This is a genomic window from Microcoleus sp. AT3-A2 (assembly GCF_036705685.1).
In the GTDB taxonomy this organism is placed as follows: Bacteria; Cyanobacteriota; Cyanobacteriia; order Cyanobacteriales; family Microcoleaceae; genus Microcoleus.
Genome location: NZ_JAUBVF010000033.1, coordinates 24932 through 51709, shown reverse-complemented (window position 1 = coordinate 51709; position 26778 = coordinate 24932). Strand labels below are relative to the sequence as shown.

Annotated in this window: 21 protein-coding genes and 1 pseudogene; 17 read left to right on the top strand and 5 right to left on the bottom strand. The window is 44.2% G+C overall.

Annotated elements, in window-relative coordinates; translation table 11 throughout:
- Window positions 1-163: 163 nt before the first annotated feature.
- A complete protein-coding gene (locus tag QUB37_RS18510; protein ID WP_333164675.1) occupies window positions 164-1291 on the bottom strand; it encodes a glycosyltransferase family 4 protein in 1128 nt (375 codons plus the stop codon).
- 183 nt (window positions 1292-1474) lie between these two features.
- On the opposite strand from QUB37_RS18510, the gene QUB37_RS18505 reads away from it, so the two are divergent.
- From QUB37_RS18505 to QUB37_RS18480, 6 genes and pseudogenes are all read left to right on the top strand, one after another.
- The gene (locus QUB37_RS18505; RefSeq protein WP_333164673.1) at window positions 1475-2488 is read left to right on the top strand and encodes a glycosyltransferase family 2 protein; all 1014 of its coding nucleotides are present in this window, start codon (window positions 1475-1477) and stop codon (window positions 2486-2488) included.
- A gap of 46 nt (window positions 2489-2534) precedes the next feature.
- On the top strand, window positions 2535-3830 hold the full coding sequence (locus QUB37_RS18500) for a glycosyltransferase family 4 protein (RefSeq protein WP_333164671.1): 1296 nt from the start codon (window positions 2535-2537) through the stop codon (window positions 3828-3830).
- A 41-nt stretch (window positions 3831-3871) separates the two neighbouring features.
- The gene (gene epsE, locus QUB37_RS18495) at window positions 3872-5116 is read left to right on the top strand and encodes an exopolysaccharide biosynthesis GT4 family glycosyltransferase EpsE (RefSeq protein WP_333164669.1); all 1245 of its coding nucleotides are present in this window, start codon (window positions 3872-3874) and stop codon (window positions 5114-5116) included.
- Window positions 5117-5179: 63 nt separating this feature from the next.
- Window positions 5180-5392 carry a hypothetical protein gene (locus QUB37_RS18490; RefSeq protein ID WP_333164667.1) on the top strand — a complete coding sequence of 71 codons (213 nt, stop codon included), beginning with the start codon at window positions 5180-5182 and terminating at the stop codon, window positions 5390-5392.
- A gap of 73 nt (window positions 5393-5465) precedes the next feature.
- Entirely contained in the window at window positions 5466-5672 is a 207-nt protein-coding gene (locus QUB37_RS18485) for a hypothetical protein (protein WP_333164665.1), read from the top strand.
- Window positions 5673-5706: 34 nt separating this feature from the next.
- A pseudogene (locus QUB37_RS18480) lies at window positions 5707-6705 on the top strand (IS630 family transposase).
- A gap of 163 nt (window positions 6706-6868) precedes the next feature.
- Here the strand turns inward: QUB37_RS18480 and QUB37_RS18475 are convergent.
- From QUB37_RS18475 to QUB37_RS18465, 3 genes are all read right to left on the bottom strand, one after another.
- The gene (locus QUB37_RS18475; RefSeq protein WP_006635781.1) at window positions 6869-7222 is read right to left on the bottom strand and encodes a DUF1257 domain-containing protein; all 354 of its coding nucleotides are present in this window, start codon (window positions 7220-7222) and stop codon (window positions 6869-6871) included.
- Between the two features lie 130 nt (window positions 7223-7352).
- On the bottom strand, window positions 7353-8873 hold the full coding sequence (gene ycf46, locus QUB37_RS18470; protein WP_333154480.1) for a stress-responsive protein Ycf46: 1521 nt from the start codon (window positions 8871-8873) through the stop codon (window positions 7353-7355).
- Window positions 8874-8980: 107 nt separating this feature from the next.
- Window positions 8981-9331, bottom strand: a complete 351-nt coding sequence (locus tag QUB37_RS18465; RefSeq protein ID WP_006635783.1) for a hypothetical protein — start codon at window positions 9329-9331, stop codon at window positions 8981-8983.
- Between the two features lie 673 nt (window positions 9332-10004).
- Between QUB37_RS18465 and QUB37_RS18460 the strand changes: the two genes are divergently transcribed.
- A complete protein-coding gene (locus tag QUB37_RS18460) occupies window positions 10005-10469 on the top strand; it encodes a hypothetical protein (RefSeq protein ID WP_333164662.1) in 465 nt (154 codons plus the stop codon).
- A gap of 97 nt (window positions 10470-10566) precedes the next feature.
- Here the strand turns inward: QUB37_RS18460 and sds are convergent, their stop codons facing one another.
- Window positions 10567-11538, bottom strand: a complete 972-nt coding sequence (gene sds, locus QUB37_RS18455; protein WP_333164660.1) for a solanesyl diphosphate synthase — start codon at window positions 11536-11538, stop codon at window positions 10567-10569.
- Window positions 11539-13168: 1630 nt separating this feature from the next.
- On the opposite strand from sds, the gene QUB37_RS18450 reads away from it, so the two are divergent.
- The 10 genes from QUB37_RS18450 (at window position 13169) to QUB37_RS18405 (ending at window position 26774) form a co-directional block, all read left to right on the top strand.
- Complete coding sequence (locus tag QUB37_RS18450) at window positions 13169-13387, top strand: ATP-binding protein (RefSeq protein ID WP_333164657.1); 219 nt, start codon at window positions 13169-13171, stop codon at window positions 13385-13387.
- A 108-nt stretch (window positions 13388-13495) separates the two neighbouring features.
- Window positions 13496-16039 carry a CBS domain-containing protein gene (locus tag QUB37_RS18445; RefSeq protein WP_333164655.1) on the top strand — a complete coding sequence of 848 codons (2544 nt, stop codon included), beginning with the start codon at window positions 13496-13498 and terminating at the stop codon, window positions 16037-16039.
- 59 nt (window positions 16040-16098) lie between these two features.
- The gene (locus QUB37_RS18440; protein WP_333164652.1) at window positions 16099-16497 is read left to right on the top strand and encodes a response regulator; all 399 of its coding nucleotides are present in this window, start codon (window positions 16099-16101) and stop codon (window positions 16495-16497) included.
- A complete protein-coding gene (locus QUB37_RS18435) occupies window positions 16494-19652 on the top strand; it encodes a PAS domain S-box protein (RefSeq protein ID WP_333164651.1) in 3159 nt (1052 codons plus the stop codon). Before QUB37_RS18440 ends, QUB37_RS18435 begins: the two co-directional genes overlap by 4 nt.
- 3 nt (window positions 19653-19655) lie before the next feature.
- Window positions 19656-19907: a hypothetical protein gene (locus tag QUB37_RS18430; protein ID WP_333164648.1), complete on the top strand. Its 252-nt coding sequence runs from the start codon at window positions 19656-19658 to the stop codon at window positions 19905-19907.
- A 195-nt stretch (window positions 19908-20102) separates the two neighbouring features.
- Window positions 20103-22043, top strand: coding sequence for a response regulator (locus tag QUB37_RS18425; RefSeq protein WP_333164646.1), 1941 nt, complete (start codon window positions 20103-20105; stop codon window positions 22041-22043).
- On the top strand, window positions 22044-23951 hold the full coding sequence (locus QUB37_RS18420; RefSeq protein WP_333164643.1) for a PAS domain S-box protein: 1908 nt from the start codon (window positions 22044-22046) through the stop codon (window positions 23949-23951).
- Between the two features lie 413 nt (window positions 23952-24364).
- Entirely contained in the window at window positions 24365-24535 is a 171-nt protein-coding gene (locus QUB37_RS18415; RefSeq protein WP_333164641.1) for a hypothetical protein, read from the top strand.
- Window positions 24532-24984, top strand: coding sequence for a response regulator (locus tag QUB37_RS18410; RefSeq protein ID WP_333164638.1), 453 nt, complete (start codon window positions 24532-24534; stop codon window positions 24982-24984). The genes QUB37_RS18415 and QUB37_RS18410 overlap by 4 nt, the downstream gene beginning before the upstream one ends.
- Window positions 24985-25112: 128 nt before the next feature.
- The gene (locus QUB37_RS18405) at window positions 25113-26774 is read left to right on the top strand and encodes a diguanylate cyclase domain-containing protein (RefSeq protein WP_333164635.1); all 1662 of its coding nucleotides are present in this window, start codon (window positions 25113-25115) and stop codon (window positions 26772-26774) included.
- Window positions 26775-26778: the final 4 nt, after the last annotated feature.

Genomic DNA, 26778 nt, shown 5'->3' with positions numbered 1-26778 from the left:
TTTATTAAATTACAAGAACTACTCAGTAGTTGAATTCAATAAGTAAAAATTGAAAAAAATTGGAGTGGTTGCCAACAGCTAAGATTTGGGATTCAAAAATTAACAAAAACCCGCGGCTTTCAGTCGCCGGAGATCCAAAACCTCAAATTTTCCCCCTCACTTTTCAACCTGGTTTCAATCTTTCGAGTACCAACTCAGCGCGCCTCCGTGCAACTTTTTCCCACGTAAATTCCTGTGCCCGCGATCGGGCAGAGTCACTCATCCGAAGCCGCAACTCGGCACAACCTGCTAACTGTTGCAAGCCCGTCACTAGCGCTTCTTCATCATAGGGCGAAACAATTATGCCCTCTTTGCCATCTCGGACAACGCCACCCGCTCCCATAGGGGACGTTAGAACTGGCAAACCGTTAGCCATCGCTTCATAAGTAACCAGCGGACTACCTTCCTCGATACTGGGAAAGGCAAAAAAGTCAGCTTCGCGATAAGCAAGGGCAATATCGCTGGTGTAATCCCTATGAATTACATCTGAGCGTGCTAAAATTCTGCTGCAAGTTTCAGCAATTCCTGGCTCCATACTTCCGCAAAGCAGTAGTCTGCCTTTAATTACCGCTTTTTCCCAAGCCCGCAACAGCAAATGAGCTCCTTTTCTGACGCAAACACTGCCCACAAAGATAACAGTAATCGTGTCTGACAGTGGCTTGTCGGTCGAAAAATTCGGGAAGCGCTTGGGAGACCACCCGTAACTGGTAAGGATCAGTTTATGTTCGGGAACTCCCGCTCCCATAAAAGATTTTTTGACCTCGGGACTCGGACAAAAAATGAAATCAGCCAAACTAATTTCTTCCTCCTCTTGCTGAATCATATCAGCAGTAATTTTGTGTTGGGGAGCGATTCCCAAGCGGCTGGAAGCATCATCAATAATAAATTTTGCCTGCTTTGTATAGCAGTTGATCCGCTCCAAAAAAATGGGTTTTCTCTGTTGCTTCACTTTCCTAAAGGTTCCGATCGAAGTGTTAGGCCACAAGTAAACTGCATCAAAATTCTTGAGATCTCTGAGAAAAAGCTTTTCTGTACAATCTCTAGGTCCGTCAGCGTTGCGGTAATATAGCCATTTGAGGTATCTGGGTACAGATTCTACAAGATTCGGTCTGCGACATGACGGCTCGCAATTCGGAACAACCATGCGGACTTTACAGTCAGGGTAATTCCACTGTTCGCAGAGTGAAAAAAATGTATGGCTGGCTCCTCGATCCGTACAGTAAAGTGTGAAGAAAGAAGTTAAATTCAGCATTTTTGATTAATAAGCTTTACTAAACATGATTGATGTGGCTTAATACAAAAGAATCTAGAGGCACTTTAACACCGAAAACCGCCAATTAAGGTAAGTTTACAGTATCTTTATATTGTAAACTTACCTTGAGTGTCAATAAAATATTAAAATAGCAACTCGCGACTCGAATTCAAGAGGTAAACCTTGAAACAAATTGGATTAGTAGCGATCGGACGAAATGAAGGGCAGCGCCTCCGCCAATGCCTAGTCTCGGCCACAGACAAAGTTGCCCGCGTCGTCTACGTCGATTCCGGCTCAACAGACGGTAGCCTAGAGTTAGCCCGATCGCTGGGAGCCGATACAGTAGAACTAGACTTATCTATACCGTTTACCGCAGCCCGCGCCAGAAATGAAGGCTTTGCCCGCTTGCTGGAACTAGCGCCAGACATCGAATTTGTCCAATTTGTGGACGGTGACTGCGAAGTAGTTGATGGATGGATCGATCGAGCCTACAGCGAACTCGCAGCCAAACCAGACGTAGCAGCAGTATGCGGGCGCAGGCGCGAACGATACCCCGAAGCAAGCCTCTACAACCAATTGTGCGACATCGAGTGGGATACCCCCATCGGCGAAACCAAAGCCTGCGGTGGCGATTCCATGATGCGCGCCACCGCATTTCAGCAAGTCGAAGGTTTCAATCCCGCACTAATAGCCGGCGAAGAACCCGAACTGTGCTTGCGGCTTGGCCAAGAAAATTGGAAAATTCTTCGCTTAGACGCAGAAATGACCCTGCACGACGCGCAAATGACCAGTTTTGCTCAGTGGTGGAAGCGCGCCCAAAGAGCTGGTTACGCCTACGCCGAGGGTTCCTGGATGCACGGAAGCGAACCAGAGCGCCATTGGGTCAAAGAAACCCGCAGCACCTGGTTTTGGGGCTTAGTCTTGCCAGCCCTAGCCTTGGCAATGATATGGCCGACAAAAGGCTGGAGCTTGTTACTATTGAGTGGCTACCCCTTAGCAACCTATCGCACCTATAACTATTATCTAAAGCATCGGGCTTTCACCACTAAAGACTCAGCCATCTACGCTTGGTCTTGCGTATTAGCCAAATTTCCCCAGCTACAAGGTCAAATCCAGTTTCACCAGCGCCGATTGCTGGGGCAGCAGAGCAAGCTAATCGAATACAAAACCACCAACTCTATTAATTCAGCCAGCTAGAATTACAGCTAACGTCCCAGAAAGTCCACCCCTGAGTAGCAAAAAAATGAGTAATAAAAAATTAAAAGTTTTACTGATTGTAGAACAGTGCAATCCTGACTGGGCATCAGTACCTTTGGTTGGGTACAATTTTTTTCAAGAAATAAACAATTTAGTTGATACGACACTCGTTACCCATATAAGAAATAAACCAGCTCTTGAAAAACACCCAGAGTATGAAAAAATTATCTACATCGAAGAAGGAAAGTTAACCAAACAATATTATAAAATAGTCGAAAAACTCACCGCAAACGGGCGAGTCAATTGGCCTCTTTATAATACCTTGAGCTACCCAATTTATGAAGAATTTAATCAGCAAGTATATGAAAAATTCAAAGGAAAAATACTCAACGGAGATTATGACATAGTTCATGCAATTACCCCGATGATGCCGCGGTATCCGTTTAAGGTAGTCAGTGTTTGCCAGCAGACTCCTTTTATTCTAGGCCCTGTGAATGGGGGCATTCCCTTTCCACCAGGTTTTCAAGAAACGGCAAAACAAGAATTTGCTCAATTCAACTTTTTGAGAGCAGTTGGTCGAGCATTAATTCCAGGTTATGTAGAAACTTACAAAAAAGCCGACAAAATTTTAGCAGGTTCAACATATACTTTCAATATGCTAAAAGATTTGTTTGCAATACCGGATCAAAAAATTGATTTGTTTTACGAAAATGGCATTTCGGAGGATTTCTTAAACCAGACAAGTATCCCAATTAAAGATGTTAGCCATATCAATCTGCTTTTTGTGGGTCGGTTAGTTCCTTACAAATGCGCCGATATTGTCATTGAGTCTATTGGGAAATTAGACCCGGTAATTCAAAGTAAAATCCGCTTAAGCATAGTAGGAGACGGCTCAGAAAGAGACAACTTGGAAAACCGAGTGAAGGAGCTTGATTTAGGCGAAATAGTCAGCTTTGCCGGGTGGGTAAATCAACAAGAAACTCTGGATTATTACAGAAAAGCAGATATTTTTTGTTTCCCTTCGATCCGAGAGTTTGGCGGCGCAGTGGTAATGGAAGCTATGGCTTGCGGACTCCCCTGCATAGTGGCTAATAACGGCGGTATTGGTGAATACGTGAATGAAGAAACTGGTTTTAAGATCGAGCCGATTTCTAGAGAGTATCTCACCCAGGAGTTAACAAGTAAAATTAAGCTGTTAGTCGAAGATGATCGGCTGCGGGAAAGTATGTCAGCTAAGGCGATCGAAAAAGCCAGAGAATTTGCGTGGGAAAACAAAGCCATAAAAATCGTCGAGATTTACGAAAAAACGCTCGGTGAAAAAGGGGTTCGTGCATCTGCGTAGTGATAATATTGTTGAGTTAAGAATTAAAAAGCAGGTACGAAATGAAGGCAAAAATTGGATACTTTATTCCACAATTTCCCGGACAAACACACATTTTTTTATGGCGGGAGCGACAATTTCTTGCAGAACTTGGAATTGAAACAGATTTAGTATCAACTCAACCTCCCGCCAGAGCGATCGCTTCTCACGTATGGGCAGAAGAAGCTCAAAAAAATACTGTTTATCTATTTCCCTTTGCTGCGAAAGATTTTATTAACTCATTCCTAGAGGTTCTCAAAGCGGGCCCCGGTGCATGGTGGCAGTGCATCGCAGTTATTGCCAAAGCGAGTGACACATCCTTATCTGAAAAGGGGCGACTCTTGGCATGGATTTTTGTGGCTGGCAAACTAGCAGGGTTAACAAAAACAAAAGGTTGGTCCCACATCCACGTTCATTCCTGTGCCAATGCCGCCAATATAGCCTTATTTAACTCAATTCTTACAGGCTGTACTTACAGTATGACTCTTCACGGGCCTACTCTAGAAGTGTACGGGTCCAATCAGGAACAAAAGTGGAAAAATGCTGCTTTTGCGATCGTCATATCTCAACTGCTTCTCAATGATGTCAAACATAAATTAGCGAACTTTCTTCCGAAACAATTAGCTGTTGCTCCAATGGGAGTTAATTTTGCAGAAATTAAACGCACCAGCCCTTACACGCCTTGGCAAGAAGGAAGTCCGTGCAAGATTTTTGCTTGCGGCCGCCTCAACCCGGTGAAAGGTCACAAATACTTGATTGAGACGGTAGAATTGCTGCGAAATCGGGGATTTGACGTGAGGCTGCAAATTGCAGGCGAGGATGAACAAGGGGGCAGCGGATATCACCAAGAGCTACAAAAAATGATTGAAGATAAATCGATGTCCGAATGCGTGGAGCTACTTGGGGCTGTTTCGGAACAGGCAATTCGCCAAGGTTTAGAAGCAGCTCACATTTTCGCTTTGGCAAGTTTGAATGAAGGAGTTCCGGTTGCTGTCATGGAAGCAATGGCGATGGAGGTGCCGGCGGTAGTTACTAATGTCGGCGGAACTTCTGAGCTAGTAGATGACGGCGCGGATGCTGTATTAGTCCAATCAGAAAAACCCGAAGAAATGGCAGATGCGATCGCCAATCTCCTCCAAAATCCCGAACTTGCTTTGAGGCTCAGTCAGGAAGCTCGGAAAAAAATCATGGCCAAATTTAGCCACGGCCGCAGTGCAGAAACTTTAGCTCAGTGCTTGGAAAAACTTGGAATAACTAACCCGTCTTAGCTAACAGCCAAAGAACAAATTTAATCTAAGAGTACATAAATCCAGTTGGACCCAAAACAAGTTATGCCAATGGTAATTGTTGCTCAGAATGCCTCAACTAAATTCGGCGGCGAGTCATTGTTGTCGCTCAACTACTTCGGGATACTTCGATCGCGCCAAATAGAAACATTGTTAATAGTTCACGCACGCACACAGGCTGAACTAAAAGCTCTGTTTCCGGCGATCGGGCGATCAAATGCACTTTGTACCCGACACTTGGGTGCATCGGCTGCTTAACAATTGCGGGCGATTTATTCCTGTAAGAGTGAATGACTTTACTTGTGGACCGCTCACTCACCTGTACACCCAAGTGCTACAGCGTCGTATTGTCCGGCGGCTGGTGAGTGAACACGAGATTGATATTGTCGAACCGACACCAGTCTCGGCAACAGTTCCTTCGTTGATGTTCGGATTGGGAGTTTCGGTAGTTATCGGGCCGATGAACACGTCGGTTAAATGTATCGGCTCAATAAGTAGTCAAACAAAATTAATTACACAAACAGCTAATATGATATAATAGAAATATCAAGTTGTCTTCAAAGAGGCTTTATATGTTTTTACTTCGAGATATCAATCCAGTTTCCTTGAAATTGCTAAACCGAATTTATCGAGAAAGCAGACATCATCAAGTGCGCCAAAGAGCACATTTTTTAATTTTAGCCTCACAAAATCTCACAAATGAAAATTTAATGAAAATCTTTAAAGTTAGTTATAAGACCATGTATAACTGGTTAAATCGATGGGAACATGAGGGAATGCTCGGATTATATAATAAACCAGGTAGAGGCAGAAAAGAAACATTTAATTCCGCACAATCAGATCAAATTAGAGACTGGGTAAAATTGCAACCAAAACAATTAAAGCAAGTAGTAAAAAAAATCAAAAAAGAAGGGTCTGTCAATATAAGTACAAAAACAATTAAGAGAATAATTAAAAAAAAAGCATGAGTTGGCATAGGATGCGTCGAGGTGTTGGCGGCAAGCCAGATCCCATAGAATACCAGGAAAAAAAAGAAAAGTTGTCAAAATTAAAACAATTAGAAGATGAGGGAAAAATTGATTTATACTATTTGGATGAATCCGGATTTTGTGGCATCCCTTGTGTCCCTTATGGATGGCAAGATATTGGTGAATATTTGTCAATTGATAGTCGTAGAACAAAGCGTTTAAATGTCTTGGGAATCATGAATCGGCAAAACAACCTTCATGCTTATGTTTCAGAGCAGACTATTAATTCTGATGTAATCATAGCCTGCATAGATACTTTCTTTGCTGTGGTGGAGCGGCCAACAGTTATTGTAGTAGATCAAGCTTCTATCCATACGCTTCAATGCCATTTTCGAGAAAGTTGAAGAATGGAAAGAACGCGGTTTAACTATATTTGAATTGCCTACTTATTCACCTGAATTGAATTTAATTGAGATTTTGTGGCGGTTTATCAAATATCAATGGCTCGAAATAGATGCCTACTCTAGCTGGCAATCTCTTGTTTCATCTGTAGAAAGAATTCTTAAAGAATTTGGAGATAATTATGTAATTAATTTTGCTTAACTACTTAAAGCATAAAGCAGCAGCTTTCAGGTTGAAAGCTGCTGCTTGGGGGTGCTAAAAAAGTATGTGGTGGCCCAAAGACCGCGCTCTACATCCTAGCTAGCTAAAAACGGGTTAACCCGTTAGTTTGGTTAACCCGCGAACTTGGAAACATGCAGATCAATTAGTTTTGCACTACCAGCTTAACGTTGGCATTTTGCAAACCGCGCTGCTTGACTGCTGCCAAGGTCTTGTTAACTGCGTACTTCTGGTTGATGGAGTTGATTAACTCTGTTTGATTGTGTTTTTTGGCGACGCCCCAGAGGTCGGCAATCAGGTCAAAAGAACCATCGCTATTGCGAGACCAACCCAGGTCATATTCGCCTTCGAGAATCGCTACGATGTCGGAGCGAACGCGCTGACCATTATAGCCACGAACATCAGCTTCTGACTTGACTGAAATGCCCAAGTCGCGCAGGGAAGCTTTCAGGATTTCGGCATCGGTGATTTTGGTACGCAGTGTGCTAAAGTGAGACATTGGATTTCCTCCTAATACAACTGAGAGAGAAACAACAACGGTCTGGATTTAACGGTGCCGCTTGGCGGCTCTTGAATCGAACTGCTAGCTGTTGCTAGCCTTTGCTCCTGTTTGGACCAGGAGAAAGCTTTTAGAATTCCATTCGCTGGTATTCAGCGACGGAAGACGCAGCGGGCCGTGCACGCTGTCTAGCCCAATCTCGCAGGGCGGTGACCTGTTCGGTCATTGTTTTAGACAGTGGCATTGTGGATTTAATGGCCGCGATGATGTCTAGCTGCGTAAACTCTCGATCTTGAGCGAAGGCTTCGTACATTGCGGCTACTAGCGCTTGCTCAATCTCTGCACCTGAAAAGCCCTCGGAAACAGTGGAAAGTTGCTCTAAATCGAAGCGAGTAATTTCCCGACGGCGCTTTGACAGGTGAATCTTGAATATATCTTGGCGTTCTTCCTTGGTAGGCAGATCAACAAAGAAGAGTTCGTCGAATCGCCCTTTCCTCAAGAATTCTCCCGGCAACCGCTCGATTCGGTTGGCTGTTGCCATTACGAAGACTGGGGAAGTCTTTTCTTGCATCCAAGTGAGGAAGGAACCGAAAATCCGGCTGGAGGTGCCTCCGTCTGAGTCTGCCGAACCAGTGCCTCCTGCAAAGGCTTTGTCTAGTTCGTCGATGAAGAGGAGCGCTGGAGAGATGGATTCTGCGGTTTTGAGGGCATTGCGGAGGTTGGCTTCCGAGCGACCCACCATCGAGCCGTCGTAAACTCTACCCATATCTAGCCTCAGCAGGGGCAGTCCCCAGAGGCGGGAGGTGGTCTTAGCAATCAGCGATTTTCCGCATCCGGGTACGCCGAGAATTAACATCCCTTTTGGTTGGGGCAGACCGTATTCTCTCGCCCTTTCTGTAAAGGCGTTGGAACGCTGTCTCAGCCACCGCTTCAGCTCTTCTAAGCCGCCGACTGCATCCAGGGTTTCGTCTTCTTCAATAAACTCTAGAATGCCGTTGCGCCGAATTAATTGCTTTTTCTCCGAAAGAACTATGTCTACTTCTTCTTCTGTGAGGCGCCCAGTCGAAACTTGGGCTTTGCGATAAACTTTTTCAGCTTCGTCCTTAGTCAATCCCAAGGCTGCTTTTAAAAGTTTTTCTCGCGCTTCTGTGGTAATGCGTCGCGATTTCGTTTGCTCCAACTGACCAGACAATACTTGGTTTAGTTCCTTCATGTCTGGCAACGCGAAGTCTAATACGACTACTTCCTTTTCTAGCTCGATCGGAATTTGCTGCAAAGGAGACATCAGTATAATTGTCTTTTGCGTTCCTTTGAAGTTGGCGATCGCATCGCGCAACCACCTCGTTACCGGAGGAGAATCTATAAAAGGATGCAGATCTTTGAAAATGTAGATGCTAGCGTTACTGTTGGGTTCTCGCTGCCTGATCACCCATTCAATTGCTGCCTCTGGGGAGACGGTGTTGTGTTGGGTGGTGGTGCGGGGTTGACCATACTCCACAATGCCGTGAGTTACAGTCCAGATAAATACTCGTCGCTGTGGTTTCGCTTGAGCTATTGTCGAAATTGCTTGCTCACACCGCTCTTCCTCGGATGTCACGAGGTAGATCAGAGGATATTGAGCTTGGATTAGAATACTGATCTCTTCTTGCATAGTCCTCGACCCACTAGAGACGGTGCTATCTTTGCTGAATCTCAATGCTGCCCTTCGCTCTCTTACTGAAAATTTCAGTTTTAGCTTTTTGGGGAAGCAAGGCATTCTTAGCAGGGAACCAATTCTTCCTCTCCCGGTTTGGCTGTGCTGGCACTGACGCCTGACACTTGCTTTACTGGAAGATCCTGTTCAGCCAATACGCTCGGCTGACTTGTTACGGATGCCAGTTCTCCATCTCGCATTACTACTGAACCCGTGCATTCTGGACAGTTGTATACCCGATGGGTTTGTCCGTAGGAGGCTTCTACTTCGTCAACCAGTTCGGGATTTCCTAGGTAGAAGACAATTGCCCTTTCTGCAATTGATGACATCGGTTCAGTTTCGACTGCGGCTCGGATTTTGAGCTGGCGATGCAGTTCTGGTGGAAGATACAATGTAACTTTTTGCTTTTCTTGCATATGACAGTGAATTGACTTACCCGGGTATGTATATCAGATTAGCCGCTTAATTCTTTGCTGTCAAGCCTCTATGCTGCTTTAGCGTCATCTTGTAATATTTCGTTACATTTGAGGTGACTCTGGGGCAGTTAACAACGCAAAAGTTGGGATTGTAGCTGATGAGGCCGAAGTGCATCGGCAGGTATGGGTAGCGTCAAGGATGATCGACCAACTATAAATATGAACAATAGATATATAGGAGTAGGGCCAACAAATCCTTTGAGTCGCCATCTGGGGTAAGGTGCGCCATCAGCACCCAGCCCGCTCATGAGGTTACTAACTTTGGGCGTTTTTATTTTGAAACCAAACTCCCCCAAACAGTTTTTATAGCTTTAAGTGTGAAAAATCCGAACGTGAAATAACCGTTTTCGGCTTTTGATCGGGCTCAGATTTAACACACCTTGACAGGGCTAGCGCTCAGCACCCTATGGTTAGACTTTTTGGATGACCTTGTGTAAGGTATTACGCACTTACTTTTTTTGCCCAAATGCTCGCGACAAGGACTCTAGGCTGCAAAATCTTAAATTTAGATGGGTGTCAGCTTATCTTTAATAGGACAGTGCTGGGTAATATATACTTGGATCCGGACCTGCTAACCTGAAATTTTTAATTTTAGATATCAAAGAACTGACTGATGGATTTAGACCAACAGATTCAAGCATTGATCGAAAAAGCTCCGCCCGACGGTTCGACGCCAGAAATCTTAAAGGCGATCGCCCCGGCCCTGGTGTTAATTGCCCAACAGCTACAGCACCTCGAATACTCGATCCTGCAAGCGGTAGACCAAAGTTGGGCGATCGTGGTTTTGAGCAATCTCAAGCAACCGGGACGGGAGAAGAGGGTGATTTATGCTTGGAACAGTATTAAAGATGCGTCGCAGGCTGCGGCTGCTGGGGGCGATCGCCTCAGACCGGTGCTTTTGCCTGTCACTCACATTTTATTTCAGATGATAGCTCTGGAAGGTCTAGACAGCATTGTTTTTTTTGAAAGTCCCGGAAACCAGGAAGTCGGGACGGAAATCCCTCGCGAGCAAGTACAGAGTTTAATTAACGTTTACTTGCAACAGTATCGATCAGCTCCACCGCCGGATATTGCCTAAACAACTCAATTTTCTATTAATTGGTAACAGGGCATTAGGCATTGGGAATTCCCCATTACCAATTCCCCATTACCAATAAAGTGTAACTTTTTAACCTCTAATAAAGCCTACTCAAAACGTATTCAGCCAAATCAATCAAAGCTTGACGGGACTCTGAATGGGGCAGCGCAGCTAAGTATTCGACGGCTTTCTGTGCGTGATTTGTGGCTAGTTCTCGCGATCGCTCTATGCCTCTAGAATCTTCTACCAGTGCCAGGGCCTGCTCTATATCTCCTTCTTGGGCAAATTCGCGTTCTATGAGAACTTCCAAGTAAGGTTTTTCTTCTAAAGCGAATAGTGCGGGTGCTGTCAGATTACCGCTTCTGAGATCCGAGCCTGCAGGTTTCCCCAAAGTTTCCGTTGAAGCGGTGAAATCTAATATATCATCAACTATTTGGAATGCCAAACCAATGTTCCGACCGTAGTTGTACAAATCGTCTGCTATTGCCGCTGAAACCTCGCTCAAACAGCCCGCTGCTTTGGAACTGTTGGCAATTAAAGACGCTGTTTTGTAATAACTTTTTTCGAGGTACGCTTCGATCGACAAGCTGGTGTCAAATCCATTGAGTCCCTGTTGAATTTCCCCCTCAGCTAAATCCATAATCACTTCTGAAAGCAGTTTGACTACTGGCAGGTTGTCGAGATTTGCCAAATGCCAGGAAGATTGAGCAAACAGAAAGTCTCCCGCCAATACTGCCACTCGGTTGTTAAACCGACTGTGAACCGTCGGCACTCCCCGCCGCAGATCCGACTCGTCCACCACGTCGTCGTGGACTAGACTAGCTGTGTGGATCATTTCCGTAATTTCAGCGAGGCGACGGTGTTTTTCCGTGATTTCCCGATCGGGCATAGTCGCCTTGGCCATCAACAGAACGATTGCGGGTCTCACTCGTTTTCCCTTTGTGCCGAATAAGTATTCTGCAGCCGCGTACAAGATGGGATGACGGGCACCCACTAACTGTTTTAAGTTTTCTGTCAACAGTCGCAGGTCTTCTTCAACCGAGGAAAATAGGAGAGTGCTAGAGATCATGGATACGCCGACTCAAGCCGTAAAGTAACAAAATTTTACATATCATATCTTTATTTTAAGGTAATTCTCTGCAATAGAAAAGAAAAATCTAGGCGATCGGCAGTTATTTGTCATCTCCACCCGATGGTCGTCACCCGACTCCCAGAGGCGAGTCGCCGGCTGTCAGAGGGGTTGCCCCTATTGTATCGAATTGTTAAGGACACTGCCAAAAAATCTCTAAATCCCAGAAACCCTGTGTTATTATAGGCATTAAGGATTTAAACAATTCTATACATTAAGTACAGCCAGACTGGCAGGTAGCTTTTAGGTGCCTGTAAAAGTTTCGTAGAGCCGGCCTTGTTAGTCGATCGCAGCCAAAATTTCTGGGACAGATTTTTAGTTCCTCGCGGCTAAAAGCTTTCAGAAGTTAAGAGTAGCGCATCTTATGTGCACGGTAGCTCAAAGCAGCTAAAGTGGATGGTTTTAGGCTGTTTAAGCATCTGTAAAGCAGTAAATCATTATTGATGACCGGGAACGCCTAAATGTTCCCGCAGGCTTGATATGGAAAAACAGCCTTCAGAACCAAGGCATGGTCTTGGGTGCTGACTTAATGTAGTAGGTCTTGAACTTGTCCTCCTCCTCTTCGTCCTTGACTTTTGGTTCTAATTATGATTTATCGCGATATTCCTCTAATTATTCCCATTCTGGCCGCCGGCTATGTAATGACTATTTATGTACTGCTGATGTTGGCCCAACGCAGCGCTAAAATCACTCGATTGGGCGAGTAGTGTACTGCTGGGCAGCCGAAGTCGGCAGCAGCGTCCTCGCTTCACCCTTGAGAATTCGGAATACTCAATAATAACCCTGCCTTGAATGCTTGCGCGCAAAGGCAGGGTTATTATTTACAATTGCGGGCATCGTGATTTTCTGGGCTGCTAGTTACTGCAACACGTAGCTACAGTTATCGATGTTCAATGCCAACAGCCTCAGAGGCAGGATATTATATTTAGTACCAGCTTGTATCGGTCACAGCAAGTTTCATGCCAGGGAAACTCTGCCAATGTTCCGAGAAAGCTATTAAATTATTCTCAAAAACGCTGAGTTTGAAGTTGTCTGCTATGGTGTCAAAAATCGCAATATTCCTATTTTTTATGGCAATAACTTACAGAAATAAAACGCGAAATTTCTGAATGGATTAACCTGCTTGCTCAACAGAAGGAATCCATAAACTTGCACTGAATCACATATTTCATCAAAGGGTGCTTAAATTGCTGATTCAGGCACATAGTCTCTGTCATTTATTCACGGATTATCAAGAAAAAAATTTGCTAGAGAGAGCCACAAAACTAATTTTTAAGTGGAAAATGTTCTAGATATAACTGTATGTTAGAAAAGTAATTGCCAATCTTACTGACCTATTAAAGCTCTATTAACTTTTAATTGAAAAAACAAAAAAACAGAGTAGAATTTGTCAGAAATTATCCAGCTCCACTGCCTAAATTGTTGTCTGAGGCAGACGAACTAAAACAAGTTTAGATAAATCTGATGCACAATGCTTTACAAGCGATAGAGAATTGCCGAGTTTTAAAAGTATAGGTGAGAGAGAAAATCAGAGCCTGCTCGTCAGTGGCAACTGAATTACCCGGAAATTTTGCCACGAATATTTGATCCGTTCTGTAGCACAAAACCCGCCGACGAAGGCAGCGGGTTGGGACTGGAGATTGTTAAAAAAAGTGTGGAAAAACATTCGGGTAAAATAGAAGTAACATCAGTTATCGGTCAAAGGACGTGTATTGTGTCAATTTCGATCGCCGTTGAGCGCGATCGCACTAAAAATCATACCAATGCGCGACAAAAAATGCAACTCTAGACCGATGTCAAATCTCGATTGCGGTTAGCGTGCTGCGACTGTAAAATCGGAAATCTAAAATGGTATTAAGTGCCGGTTCCCCCTGCATCTATCCCCCTTGATTTGCCCATGTCAACAACAGTTTATGATACCCAAAGCTTGCTAGAACAGGCGATCGACCCCAAACCGCTGATGCTGCCTCCAGACACACCCTTGAAAGTCGCAATTGCTGCCATGACTCAGGCGAGTGCCAGTTGCATTTTAATTGCGTTTGAGCAGCAATTGCTCGGAATTTTTACAGAACGCGATGTTGTGAAAATAACTGCTAGCGAAATACCGCTAGCAGGGGTGGCAATTTCTGAGGTGATGACTGAAAACCCGATCGCCATTTCCCTCGATCAAGCGGGGAATATCTTCAAGGTATTGAGCATATTGCGATCGAATAGAATCCGTCATTTACCCCTCCTAGACGAAGGTGGCAAGTTGCTAGGCGCTATCACCTGCGAAAGCATCCGTGAAATTCTCAAACCGGCAGACTTGCTGAAAATGTGGCGTGCCGAAGAAATTATGACTACACAAGTAATAGTTACCTCAAGCAGCGCCTCAGTTTTAGAAGTCGCAAAACAGATGACAACCCAGCGGAAAAGCTGCATAGTCATTTGCACGGAAAGCGACAACAAAAATCAGAAACCTGTAGGCATAATTACAGAACGCGACATTGTTAAATTCCAAGCTTCTGGACTAGATTTCGCAGGTACTCCCGTCACCACCGCGATGAGTTTTCCGCTGATACCGTTGCAGGTAAAAGCCACCTTGTGGCAGGCTCACCAGTTAATGCAGCAGCACCGCATCCGACGCTTGGTGGTGGTGGACGAGGAAGGATATTTAGCCGGAATTGTGACTGAAATTAGCCTGCTGCAGGCATTAGATCCGGTAGAAATGCACGCCAATATCGAGCTTTTGCAGGAAACAGTTGCCGACAAAATTCAGGAGTTAAACAAAATGAACGAAGAATTACAAAAAGAAGCGTTACAGAGAACAGAAATCGAGGAAAAGCTGCGAGTTTTAAATGATAATTTGGAAGGACAAATCAAACAGCGAACTTTAGAATTAATTAATACCAACAGTCAGTTAAAAAAGGAAATACAAGACCGCACCAACGCTGAAGCTGAAGTTCGCCGCCTCAACACCGAACTCGAACAGCGAGTTCTAGACCGCACGGTTCAACTAGCAGCCAGTAACGAAGAATTACAGCAACAAATTAGCGGTAAAAAGTTGCTCGAAGAAAAATTGCACTTTTCTGAAAAGAAAGTGCGCGCCGTTTTTGAAGCCATGACCGACATCGTTCTCGTGCTAGACAGTCAGCGGAACATAGAAGTTTTGCCAACGAATGTGGCAGCGGCTTCTGAGCCTGATTGTGATATAGTCAGCTTGACCATAGAACATTTTTTTGACGACGACAACCCGGATGATTGGTGGGTGTTAGTTCAGCAAGTGTTAGAAACACAACAAACTCTCAATTTTGACTACAGCTTAACAGTTTGTGGTCGCAAAATTTGGTTTTCTGCCTGCATTTCTCTGTTTTCAAAAGATGCAGTCATTTGGGTTGCCCGCAACATCAATGCTCGCAAAATAGCCGAGTCAGCGCTGTCCCAAAAAAATGCAGAGTTATCTCATACCTTAGAAGAACTGAAGCGGACTCAAAAAGAACTCATTCAATCAGAAAAAATGGCAGCCCTTGGACAGTTAATTGCTGGAGTTGCTCATGAAATCAATTCTCCTTTAGGGGCGATTCGCTCTTCTGTGCAGAACATCGCCGATTTCTGGGCCGAACAATTGCAGCAGTTGCCGATATTTTTTCAACAGCTATCCCCGGAACAGCGGCAGGATTTCTTTGCTTTGCTACACACGTCCAGCCAAGGAACAGATACATTATCTAGTAAAGAAAAACGTCAGTTAAAAAAAATTTTGCAGGAGCAATTAGAATCAGAAAACATTGACGACGCCGCCAGTCTTGCCTGTACGTTATTAGATATCGGCATCGGCAATAATGTAGAACGTTTCTTGCCTTTGTTGAAAGACAGCCAAAGTAGAAACATTGTACAAACCGCCTACCAATTTGCTACGGTACAAAAAAGCACTAAAAATATTGCTACTGCTACAGATAGGGCAGCAAAAATCGTTTTTGCTTTGAAAAGCTACTCTCGTTACGATCAGTCGGGTTCCAAAGTGATCGCTAATATTACCGACGGTATTGATACTGTTTTAACGCTTTACCACTACCAAATCAAACACGGTGTGGAAGTAGTCAGAAACTATGGTACTAATTTGCCCTCTGTGCTATGCTATCCTGATGAACTCAATCAAGTTTGGACAAATTTGGTTCACAATGCTTTACAAGCGATGGGCAACAAAGGAGTGTTAAAAATTGATATCAAACACGAAGCGAACGCAATATCAGTCAGTATTACCGACAGTGGTACCGGCATTCCCCCAGAGATTATGCCGAGAATTTTTGAACCGTTTTTCACAACTAAACCTCCAGGGGAAGGCAGTGGTTTGGGATTAGATATAGTTCAAAAAATTCTGGAAAAACACCAAGGTGAACTGCAAGTAGAAAGCGTGCCAGGTCAAACAAAATTTACTATATCCTTGCCCATCGGAATCCCTTGATAGCAATTTAAAAAAGAGGGAAATGCCCAAATTTTAAAATTTAATAGAAGTAAAGTTTTATGCCTAAACCAGTAATTTTGTGCGTTGACGATGAAGTTGTGATCTTAAATAGTTTAAAAATTCAACTGAAAAAAGAATTTGGGGATGCTTACCTCTATGAAGTAGCAGAAAATGCAGATGAAGCTCTGGAAATTATGGAGGAAATTCAAAAAGAAGATGAAAGTGATATTTTGGTCATAGTATCTGACTGGTTAATGCCAGGTATTAAAGGAGATGAGTTTTTGATTATGGTTCACCAAAAATATCCCAAAATTGTGAAAGTCATGCTGACGGGGCAAGCCGACGAAGTAGCAATAGCACGGGTGAAAGAGCAAGCAAACTTGCACCGTTGTTTGTACAAGCCGTGGGAGCGCAAAGAATTAGTAGAAACTATAAAATCTGGTTTGACAAAAATATGAGCAATAAACCTGTGATTATTTGCGTGGATGACGAACCGATAATTCTTGAAAGTTTGAAAATTGAGTTAAAAAAAACCCTGGGAGAAGAACACTTATTAGAAACCGCTGAAGGGGGCGAAGATGCTTTAGAGTTAATCGAGGAATTACTGGCAGAGGGCTGCGAAATCGTAGCAGTGATTTCCGACTATTTGATGCCGAATATCAAAGGAGACGAATTGCTGAAGCAGATTCACAGAATGTCCCCTAAAACTATCAAAATTATGCTGACGGGGCAAGCAGACCTAGAAGCAGTGGCGAATACTATTAAATATGCTAAATTGTACCGATACATATCGAAACCTTGGCAGTCAGAAGATTTGAGGTTGACGGTAAAAGAAGCGATTAACAGCTATTTTAGGGACAAGCAATTAGCGGAACAAAATGCTCAACTCCAAAAGCTGAATCAAGACTTGGAAACTTTGGTCGAGGAGCGGACTGCACAACTGCGCTTGTCTGAGGAAAAGTTTGCTAAAGCTTTTCGTTCTTCTCCCAATCCGATTACTATTACCAGACTTAATGACGGTCGTTATTTAGAAATTAATGAGGCTTTTTGCCAGACAATCGGTTATTCAACTGCAGAAATTCTCGATCGCACGGTGCTTGATTTGAATTTTTGGGAAAATACACAAGCTCGCGCCGAGTTGTTTAAAATGTTAGATGAAGAACAAATTATTCTCAACTACGAATTTGATTTTCGCACTAAAACAGAGGAACTTAGAACGGGGCTGCTGTCAGCAGAAATCATTGACATTCATGGCGAAACCTGCGTGATTTCTGTGATTCAAGATATTAGCGATCGCAAATTAGCCGAAGAAAAACTCCGATCTGTAGCGGCTTCTTTAGCAGCAGCGCAAAGAATCGCCCGTGTCGGTAATTGGGAATGCGATTTCTCGGCCAACACAACTACTTGGTCGGAAGAGTTATCTCGGATTTTTGGACTCGATTCCACCCAGCTTGCGCCAACACTGACTGAGTTTTCGCAATACGTGCATCCCGAAGATAGACAAAAGTGGCAAACAACGATCGACACTGCTATTGCTAGCGGGCAATCTTACAGTTTGGAATATCGAATTCTGCGGCGGGAACCGAAAATTGCTGCGGATAATTGCCCGTCACAAATAAGTGAAGCCGGCTTCATCCGCTACATCGAAGCCAGAGGAGAAGTAGTTGTCAACCAACAAGGGCAAGTGACAAAACTATTCACAACTTTGATGGACATTACTCCACGCAAACTAGCAGAAGTAGCCCTTGCAGAGAGCGAAGAAAAATACCGTCATTTAGTTGAAACTTCCCAAGATATTATCTGGTCTTGCAATGCTCAAGGACACATTACTTTTGTCAACCAAGCAGTTAAAAAAATCTATGGTTACGAGCCTGAAGAAATGCTCGGCTGTACTTTTAGCGATTTTTTGGCTCCAGGAGAAATAGACTGGAAGTGGGAACTTCAGCAGCGTTTGCTGACGGGAAAAACTGTGTTTCAGTACGAGAACATAGTATTAGGAAAAGACGGCAGAAAGATAGATATAAATACTAAGGCGATCGCGCGCATGGACGCTGAAGGAAACATCATCGGCACAACAGGCACTGCTAGCGATATTACCGAACGTAAACAAGCTGAAATAGCCCTGCAAAAAGCCAAAGAAGAAGCCGACAGAGCGAACCGAGCAAAAAGCGAATTTCTCTCGAATATGAGCCACGAATTGCGAACTCCCCTCAACGCAATTCTCGGTTTCAGCCAACTGCTAGCCCGCGACCCAGACCTCGGTGCCGACCAACAGCAATACTTAGGAATTATTACCCAGAGCGGGGAACATTTGCTCGTTCTGATCAACAATATTCTGCAAATGTCAAAAATTGAAGTCGGGCTGGTGACACTTAATAATAGCACCTTCGACTTGCACAAAATGCTAAAAAATACTGAAAATATGCTGAAGCTGCAAGCCGAAAAAAAAGGGTTGCAGTTAATTTTTGATTGCCCACCAGATCTACCTCGATATATAGAAACTGACGAAAGCAAGTTGCGACAAGTATTGATTAATGTAGTAGGAAATGCTATTAAGTTTACGGCAGAAGGTGGTGTTAATTTGAGAATCAAACATGAGTTGTTGAAAACTAAAACTCATGGAGAGATTACGCCAAGTGACAGTTGCTTTTTGCTATTTGAAGTGCAAGACACTGGTTCAGGAATTTCTGCGGAAGAAATGGAGAATTTGTTTAAACCTTTCGCGCAAACAGAAAGCGGGAAAAAAGCTCAAGAAGGAACCGGTTTAGGCTTGCCAATCAGCAAGCAGTTCGTTCAGTTAATGGGAGGGAAGATGACGGTAACAAGCACCCTCGGTCGCGGCAGCATTTTTAGATTTGATGTTAAAGTTTTGTTGCCTAATGCAATGGAAATTCAGGTGGCTCAAACAGCTCGCCGAGTGGTGGGTATTGAAGCCGGACAGCCAGAATACCGGATTTTAGCTGTTGACGATCGCCTGGAAAGCCGCTTGCTGTTGGTCAGAATGCTGACATCGCTTGGCTTTGCGGTGCAGGACGCTGAAAATGGCCTTCAAGCTGTGGAAATGTGGTCGAGTTGGGAACCTCATTTGATTTGGATGGATATGCGGATGCCGGTGATGGACGGTTACGAAGCTACTAAACAGATTAAAGCGCATTTGAAAGGTCAAGCAACGGTGATTATTGCTCTGACTGCAAGTGCTTTTGATGAGGAGCGATCGCTGATTTTGTCTGCTGGTTGCGATGATTTTGTAGCGAAGCCTTTTCGGGAACAAGTGATTCTGGAAAAGATGGCTAAGTATCTGGGAGTCCGCTATGTTTATGATCGAGAAGCTTCGCTAAGTTCTGATGCTACGGTGTCCGCCGAGGTTTCCACGGCAACTGAAACGGCTGATTTGGCTTTTACGCTCAATACTTCATTTTTGGAAGCTATGCCTCCTGAATGGGTTGATGAATTGTATTCTGCGGCGGATGCGGTTGATAACGAAGAGATTTTTCGGCTGTTGTTGTCGATTCCTGCTATTAATGCTAGTGTCCGCAGCGCGATCGCCGATTTAGCCAATAACTTCCGGTGCGATCGGATTATCGATTTGATTGAGGAATTTAGAAAGTGTTGAAGGATGAAAGAAGAAGCGAGCATCTCAATGAAAGCAGCCCAGCTAGAAATTGGAGTTAGGAGCCAGGATTTAGGAGCCAGGAGGAAAGAGTCAGAAGGAAGAAGAAAGAAGGAAGGAGCCAGAAGCCAGAAGAAGTGTTTTTACAAATATGAGATGCTTCCAACAAGAAGGGATAGGGGCAGCTTCAGGATTATTGATGATGTAGGTCGATCGCCTATTTGTAAACTCGCCTGCTATAGACTAATTTACTTGTAGCCAAGCTCCACACCCTCGTAATCCTCAGTCATTCCCAATTCTTTAATCTCAAATCTCAAATCTCATATCTCAAATCTTAACTAGGATAAGTTCTGTAAATATAAAAGGAGTTGATTGAGGAGGGAGTGCTATAATAAGTATTTAACCAGTTTTCCTAATTTCAATAATTCTTAAATTAACAAAAAATAGCGAGCGATGACCAACAATCAAATAGAAGAAAATAAAGGCAACATATTAATTGTTGACGATACTCCAGAAAATTTGCAAGTTTTATCAGCAACGCTGTCCGATCGGGGCTACAAAGTCCGCGGCGTAATTAACGGCAAAATGGCAATCAGGGCCGCGCGCTCTGGTTGTCCCGATTTGATTTTGCTCGACATCAAAATGCCGGACATGGACGGCTACGAAGTCTGCAGACAGCTCAAGGAAGATCCGAAGACCTCCGAAATTCCCGTTATTTTTATCAGCGCTTTAGATGAAGTATTGGACAAACTAACCGCATTTCAAGTTGGAGGGGTAGATTATATCACCAAACCGTTTCATGTAGCAGAAGTTTTAGCGCGAATCGAACACCAACTGACTATCCAGAGACTGAAAAAACAATTGCTCGATCGCAATAAAGAACTGCAACAAGAAATAATAGAACGCAAAAAAGCCGAAGAAGCAGCGGCCGCTGCATCCCTCGCAAAAAGTCAATTCGTTGCCAACATGAGCCACGAATTGCGGACTCCTCTGAACGCCATCCTGGGTTTTACCCAAGTCATGAGCCGCGACTCTTTGCTCAGCCACGAAAATCTCGAAAATCTCCGAATTATTAACCGCAGCGGTCAACATTTGCTGGAACTAATTAACGATGTTTTAGACTTGTCGAAAATAGAAGCAGGGATAATTGGCTTAGATCAACGTAGCTTTGACCTTTATCAACTCCTCGACACTCTCGAAGAAATGTTTCAAATAAAAGCTGAAACAAAAAAAATGCAACTGAGATTTTTCGTGCAGGCAAATGTTCCCCAATATATAAAAACTGACGAAAAAAAGCTGCGCGTTTGCTTAATTAACCTGCTAGCAAATGCCATGAAATTCACTCAGGACGGCGGCCGTATTTGGCTGCGGGTGAGCGTGGAAAGCAACCAGCCACCGCCCGTTGAATCGGAAATTCATCCTAACTCTACCTCGGTCGAACCCTTGTTAATTTTGTTTGAAGTTGAAGACACGGGGATTGGCATAGCCACAGCAGAAATTGATACTTTATTTGATGCTTTCGTGCAAACACAAGCGGGGAGAAAAGCGGCTGATGGTACGGGATTGGGTTTGACAATTACTAAAAAATACGTGCAGATAATGGGTGGGGATATTTGGGTAAAAAGTGTTTTAGGTGAGGGAAGCAGTTTTAAATTTAATATCCGAGTATTTGCGGCTATTTCGTCTGAAATAACAGTGGCGACATTGCAGCGGGTGATCGCACTAGAAGCAGATCAACCAATTTATCGGATTTTAGCAGTTGACGACAATCAAGAAAATCGGCTGCTGCTGGTTAAAATGTTGCAACCAATTGGTTTTGAAGTCCGAGAAGCGGAAAATGGCTACCAAGCTGTTGAACTTTGGGACAGTTGGCAGCCTCATTTAATTTGGCTGGATACGCGAATGCCAGTAATGGATGGTTTTGAAGCTGTCCGACAAATTAGAGCGAAAGAGAAACAAACTCAGTGGCGAACTGTAATTATTGCTCTGACTGCTAGCACTTTTGAGGAAAAAAAAGACGAAATTATCGCCGCAGGTTGCGACGATTTTGTGCGGAAACCTTTTCAAGAACAAATCCTTTTTGATAAGATGGCTTGCTACTTGGGAGTGCGCTATCTTTATCAAGAGTTGCCCCGGCTCCCAGTCGGGGCTTTACGGCGTTATTGTGTGAACGAAAAACCCGATTCATTTTTCGGAGGGCTGCTGGCTCAAATGCCTCAAAGCTGGGTGAAGGAACTCCATGACGCAGCTAATGATGTTAATGAAGAGCTGGCGATTCAACTTGTCGATCGCATCTGGGAAAGTCATCCAACTTTAGCTGAGGCTTTAAAAGATTTGCTTGCCGATTACCGACTAGACAAGATAATGGATTTAACTCAATCGAGTTTAAAATAAATGGATAATAGCGAAATTAAAGTATTGGTGGTTGATGACCAATCAAGCAATCTGCGGTTCTTATCCAAACTGCTAACATCCCAGGGGTATCAAGTTTACCGAGCTATTTGCGGTCAACTGGCGTTGAATGTTGCGATCGCCCATTGCCCGGATTTAATTTTGCTCGACATTAGAATGCCGGAAATGAACGGTTATGAAGTTTGTCGGAGACTGAAAGCGACACCAGAAACCGAACAAATTCCGGTGATATTTTTAAGCGTATTAGATGAAATGAACGATAAATTACAAGCTTTTCGAGTAGGAGGCGCCGACTATATTACTAAACCATTTCAAGTAGAAGAAGTTTTAGCGCGCATCGACAAGCAAGTCCGCTTGCAAAAACTGCAACAGCAATTAAAAGAACAAAATTATCAACTGCAACAGTCACAGTCGCTGCTTGCTAGCATATTAAATAGTTCATTAGACTGTGTGGTGGCTTATTCTGCTGTCCGCAACAATGAGGGATATATTGTAGATTTCCAGTGGCTCTTGATTAACCCGGCCGCTGAAAAATTTTATGGGCTGTTATTAAATGAGATAGTTGGCAAGAATTTGTTAGCCAAAGTTTCCCAAGTTAGCAATAAAAGGTTATTTGATTTGTATGTTTCTGTAGTAGAAACAGGAGAAACTGTAGACCAAGAATTTTATTATGAACAGGAGGGAGATACAATTGTTTGGCTGCACATTGTGGCGGTCAAATTAAACGATGGTCTGGCAGTAACATTTCGTAATATTACCGAGCGCAAACGAGCAGAAATTGCCCTCCGAGACAGCGAAGAACGCTTCCGCGCGATATTCGAGCAGGCTGCGGTCGGCATCGCTAAAACCGCACTTTGTGGTAAATTTATGCGGGTCAATCCCGGCTTTTGTCAAATTGTCCGCTATGCACAATCTGAATTGTTACAGCAAAATTGGGAGGCAATTACTCACCCAGATGATAGAGAAGTGGACAGAGAATACCTGCGCTCGCTGTTATCTGGGAAGATTCAAACTTTTTCTGTGGAAAAGCGTTTGCTATGCAAAGATGAGGCAGTGCGCTGGGCAAATGTTACTGTTTCGGCAATGCGCGATGTCAAGGGGACGCTGCAGTATTTGATTTGTGCGATCGAGGATATTTCCGAACGCAAGCTGGTACAAGAATTGCTGCAAGAGAGTTTAGACACTCAAACCCGCTACGCTCAAGAATTAACTCGTTCTAATGCAGAACTAGAACAGTTTGCTTACGTGGCTTCTCACGATTTGCAAGCGCCTTTGAGCACAATTGCTGGCTACGCTCAACTATTAGAAAAACGCTTTCCCAACCAACTTGATGCCCAAGGGAATAAATTTATCCGCAATATTGTTCATTCTTGCGAGCGGATGCAGGCGCTGATTGATGACTTGCTGGAGTATTCGCGGGTCGGTCGCAGTCAGAAACCTTTTGAAATGATAGATTGCAATCGGGTTTTTGAGGATGCTTGTGCTAATTTGCATTTGGCCATCCGCGAGAATCAAGCTTCAGTTACTAGGGAAAATTTGCCAAGGGTAAAAGGTGACTGTTTTCAACTGCTGCAACTGTTTCAAAATTTAATTGGTAACGCTATTAAGTACCGCAGCAGTGAGGCGCCGGTGGTGCAAGTGGACGCTTCGCGTCAGGGGGATAGCTGGGTGTTTTCAGTGCAGGATAATGGTATTGGGATTGCCTCACAGTACCATCCGCGAATTTTTCAGATTTTTCAGCGCTTGCACACCCAAAAACAGTATTCGGGAACCGGTATCGGTTTAGCGATTTGTCAAAGAATTGTCGATCGGCATGGCGGCAACCTGTGGGTAGAATCAGAACCCAATCGAGGCTCGACTTTTTATTTTTCTATTCCTATACCAAAGTGAAGTCAGCAGTCCGCCTCAAGTAGTCAATCGATTTTAGATTTTAGATTTTAGATTTTAGATTTTAAGAAAGCGACCCCACGGATGAATCCGGGGGCTTGTGAGCAAATTGCTTGATTGTCACCTGTCCTTTACTTAAGCTTTAAATATCTTTATCTGTTCTTTACAAAAATGCTTATAAAGTGTAGCATATTCACTGATGACATCGAGCTAAAAATCTATCAATATAAATCTATTAGCTCTCTCCTTATACAACTTATAAATCAGCGGTGCGCGCAAGACTTGTCAATTTTTTTCAACTGTATCCAGAGCATCTTGCTTTGGGATGCAATAGTTTCCCTAGTAGTTCGCAAAGAAGGATTTGCTATGTGTTTGCAGTTTGCCGGTTCTCGGACAGACTGTCAAGTGAAACAAGCATGATTCGCAAACCTTTGCAAATCGAGAAAAACGGTAAATTACTGCAACACAATTTCAGTGTTCTCAGCCAGATTGACCGGATGATGGCAAGAGATACTTTGCAGGTACTCAGACACGGCTCAAAGTCCCGTAACCTCACAAAAGACGTTCGGAGTGAGGCAAAGCCGTGAATTATAAAAAGAAAAAATTTACTCTTTTAATAGCCAACGATGACGAGGACACGCGCTTTTTGGTGAAGGAAGCACTGGGAGAAGTTCGATTAGCAATTACGAGCGAATTTGTGGAAAATGGAGAACAAGTGCTAGATTACTTGTACCGTCGCGGTCAATATCTTGGTAGCAGCAATTGGCATCAGCCAGACTTGATACTTTTGGATCTGAATATGCCGAGGCTGGACGGACGAGAAACACTAACTTCGATCAGATCTGACCCCCATCTGCAACAAATTCCAGTTGTAATGCTCACAACTTCCCACCGCAGAGGAGATATCTTGCTTTGCTACCGCTTGGGAGCCAATTCTTTCATATCCAAACCAGTCACTTTTGAAGGCTTGCTTGAAGTAATGAAGACTTTATGTGAGTATTGGTTTGAAATCGTTTCACTCCCGCCGGATATGTAAGTATTAATGGAGCGCTAAATGCCTAGTTTGAGTGTATAGTGAATTTAATAAGCCGAAATATTGGCCTATCGCAAGGATCGCTCTCAAAACAAAAAAGTTGCCTTCGACTCGCTCCGAACGCTATAGTTGTGTTAACACGTCACCAATGTCTGAAAATTTTGTTGGTTGAGGATGACCTCGGAGCTCCGACAATGATCGAAGACCTTCTAGGGTCATTCAGCGAGTCTCTATTTCTCCTCCAAACTGTTACGTCTCTGGAGAGAGGAGTCGGGTGTCTGGAGGTAGAAAAGTTTGACGCGGTACTATTAGATTTGTCAGTGTCAGACAGCTTGAGGGGAAGCGAGGCGATCGCAGTTTTGAAAGGGCGATGGCCCACATTGCCAATTGTGGTGCTGACAGATATCAGCGATGAAAATATTGCCCGGTCTGTATTGCGCTGGGGCGCTCAAGATTGTTTGGTAAAGGGAAGATTTCACAGAACTCTGCTGGTGCGGGCAATCCATTACGCGATCGAACGCCAGCAAATCGAAGAACAATTGCGGCAGCAGGCTCTGCGACAGCGGCTGTTGGGCAAAATGATCGAACATATTCGATCGTCAATAGATCCGGCAAGCATTCTCCAAAGTACCGTTGCAGAAGTGCGCCAATTTCTCCAAACAGACCGCGTTTTAATTTATCGCTGTCAGGATTGGGTGTCTCAATTGGACGGGGAAGAGCAAAAAGGTGCGATCGTCGCAGGTGACGGTTTGCCAGAAGGTTATATTGAAAACCAAAATATTAGTGCTGCTTTGGCGGTGTCCTGCTTTATTTTAGTCGAATCCCAGTCGGTACAAGCAATAGCAGATGTCAGCACTGCCCCCTTGGCTGGCAGTTGCAAAGAATTGTTGACAGATTGTGAAATTGCAGCAGTTATAAGCGTACCAATTTGGCAATCAGGCGACTGGGAAACGGCAAAAGAAACACAAGAAGCCACTGTTTGGGAAGTCGAGAAAAATCAAGATGCAGCGGAAAGTTATATCTGGCACCAGGCGAGTGAGAAACCGCAGGCGCAGGGGGAAAATTTGTCGGATTCGATCGCAGAAAATGGCAATAGTTTGTGGGGAATGTTGACAGCATACAATTGCTGCGGTGTCAGGGAATGGCAGCAGTGGGAAATAGATTTTTTACAGCACTTGGCAAATCAAGTGGCGATCGCGATCGAACAATCTCAACTTTACCGCAAGCTAGCAATAGCCAATCAAAAATTGCAGCAACTGGCAACTACTGACGGACTGACTGGCATTGCCAATCGCCGCCAGTTCGATCGCGTTTTGAGCTTAGAGTGGCGCAGATTGGCAAGAGAGCAACTGTCGCTGTCTTTAATTATGTTGGACATCGACTTTTTTAAACTTTACAACGATTTTTATGGGCACCTGGGCGGGGACGATTGTTTGCGCCAAGTTGCGGGGGCGATCGCCATTGCCACCAACCGGGCTGGGGATTTGACTGCGCGCTACGGTGGCGAAGAATTTGCCCTAGTGCTTCCCAACACTAGCGCCGAAGGGGCAAACGCTGTCGCCCGGAGAATTTGCGACGGCATCGCCAGCTTGAAACTGCCCCACGCGCGATCGTCGATCGGCTCCTACGTTACCCTCAGTTGCGGCATTGCGACAGCGATTCCTTCTGCCCAGGAATCTCCTAACACCCTAATTCGCAGCGCTGACAGCGCCCTTTATCAAGCCAAAACCGAAGGCAAAAATCGCATTTGTCACGCCAGCAGTAACTCGGAATCTTCTCCGATTTTTATGTAAAAGT

What these genes read in the sequence shown, in the direction of transcription:
- QUB37_RS18510 (WP_333164675.1), bottom strand. Translation starts at nt 1,291, where the DNA reads ATGCTGAATTTAACTTCTTTCTTCACACTTTACTGTACGGATCGAGGA.
- QUB37_RS18500 (WP_333164671.1), top strand. Translation starts at nt 2,535, where the DNA reads ATGAGTAATAAAAAATTAAAAGTTTTACTGATTGTAGAACAGTGCAAT.
- epsE (WP_333164669.1), top strand. Translation starts at nt 3,872, where the DNA reads ATGAAGGCAAAAATTGGATACTTTATTCCACAATTTCCCGGACAAACA.
- QUB37_RS18490 (WP_333164667.1), top strand. Translation starts at nt 5,180, where the DNA reads ATGCCAATGGTAATTGTTGCTCAGAATGCCTCAACTAAATTCGGCGGC.
- QUB37_RS18475 (WP_006635781.1), bottom strand. Translation starts at nt 7,222, where the DNA reads ATGTCTCACTTTAGCACACTGCGTACCAAAATCACCGATGCCGAAATC.
- ycf46 (WP_333154480.1), bottom strand. Translation starts at nt 8,873, where the DNA reads ATGCAAGAAGAGATCAGTATTCTAATCCAAGCTCAATATCCTCTGATC.
- QUB37_RS18465 (WP_006635783.1), bottom strand. Translation starts at nt 9,331, where the DNA reads ATGCAAGAAAAGCAAAAAGTTACATTGTATCTTCCACCAGAACTGCAT.
- QUB37_RS18460 (WP_333164662.1), top strand. Translation starts at nt 10,005, where the DNA reads ATGGATTTAGACCAACAGATTCAAGCATTGATCGAAAAAGCTCCGCCC.
- sds (WP_333164660.1), bottom strand. Translation starts at nt 11,538, where the DNA reads ATGATCTCTAGCACTCTCCTATTTTCCTCGGTTGAAGAAGACCTGCGA.
- QUB37_RS18445 (WP_333164655.1), top strand. Translation starts at nt 13,496, where the DNA reads ATGTCAACAACAGTTTATGATACCCAAAGCTTGCTAGAACAGGCGATC.
- QUB37_RS18440 (WP_333164652.1), top strand. Translation starts at nt 16,099, where the DNA reads ATGCCTAAACCAGTAATTTTGTGCGTTGACGATGAAGTTGTGATCTTA.
- QUB37_RS18435 (WP_333164651.1), top strand. Translation starts at nt 16,494, where the DNA reads ATGAGCAATAAACCTGTGATTATTTGCGTGGATGACGAACCGATAATT.
- QUB37_RS18430 (WP_333164648.1), top strand. Translation starts at nt 19,656, where the DNA reads ATGAAAGAAGAAGCGAGCATCTCAATGAAAGCAGCCCAGCTAGAAATT.
- QUB37_RS18425 (WP_333164646.1), top strand. Translation starts at nt 20,103, where the DNA reads ATGACCAACAATCAAATAGAAGAAAATAAAGGCAACATATTAATTGTT.
- QUB37_RS18420 (WP_333164643.1), top strand. Translation starts at nt 22,044, where the DNA reads ATGGATAATAGCGAAATTAAAGTATTGGTGGTTGATGACCAATCAAGC.
- QUB37_RS18415 (WP_333164641.1), top strand. Translation starts at nt 24,365, where the DNA reads ATGATTCGCAAACCTTTGCAAATCGAGAAAAACGGTAAATTACTGCAA.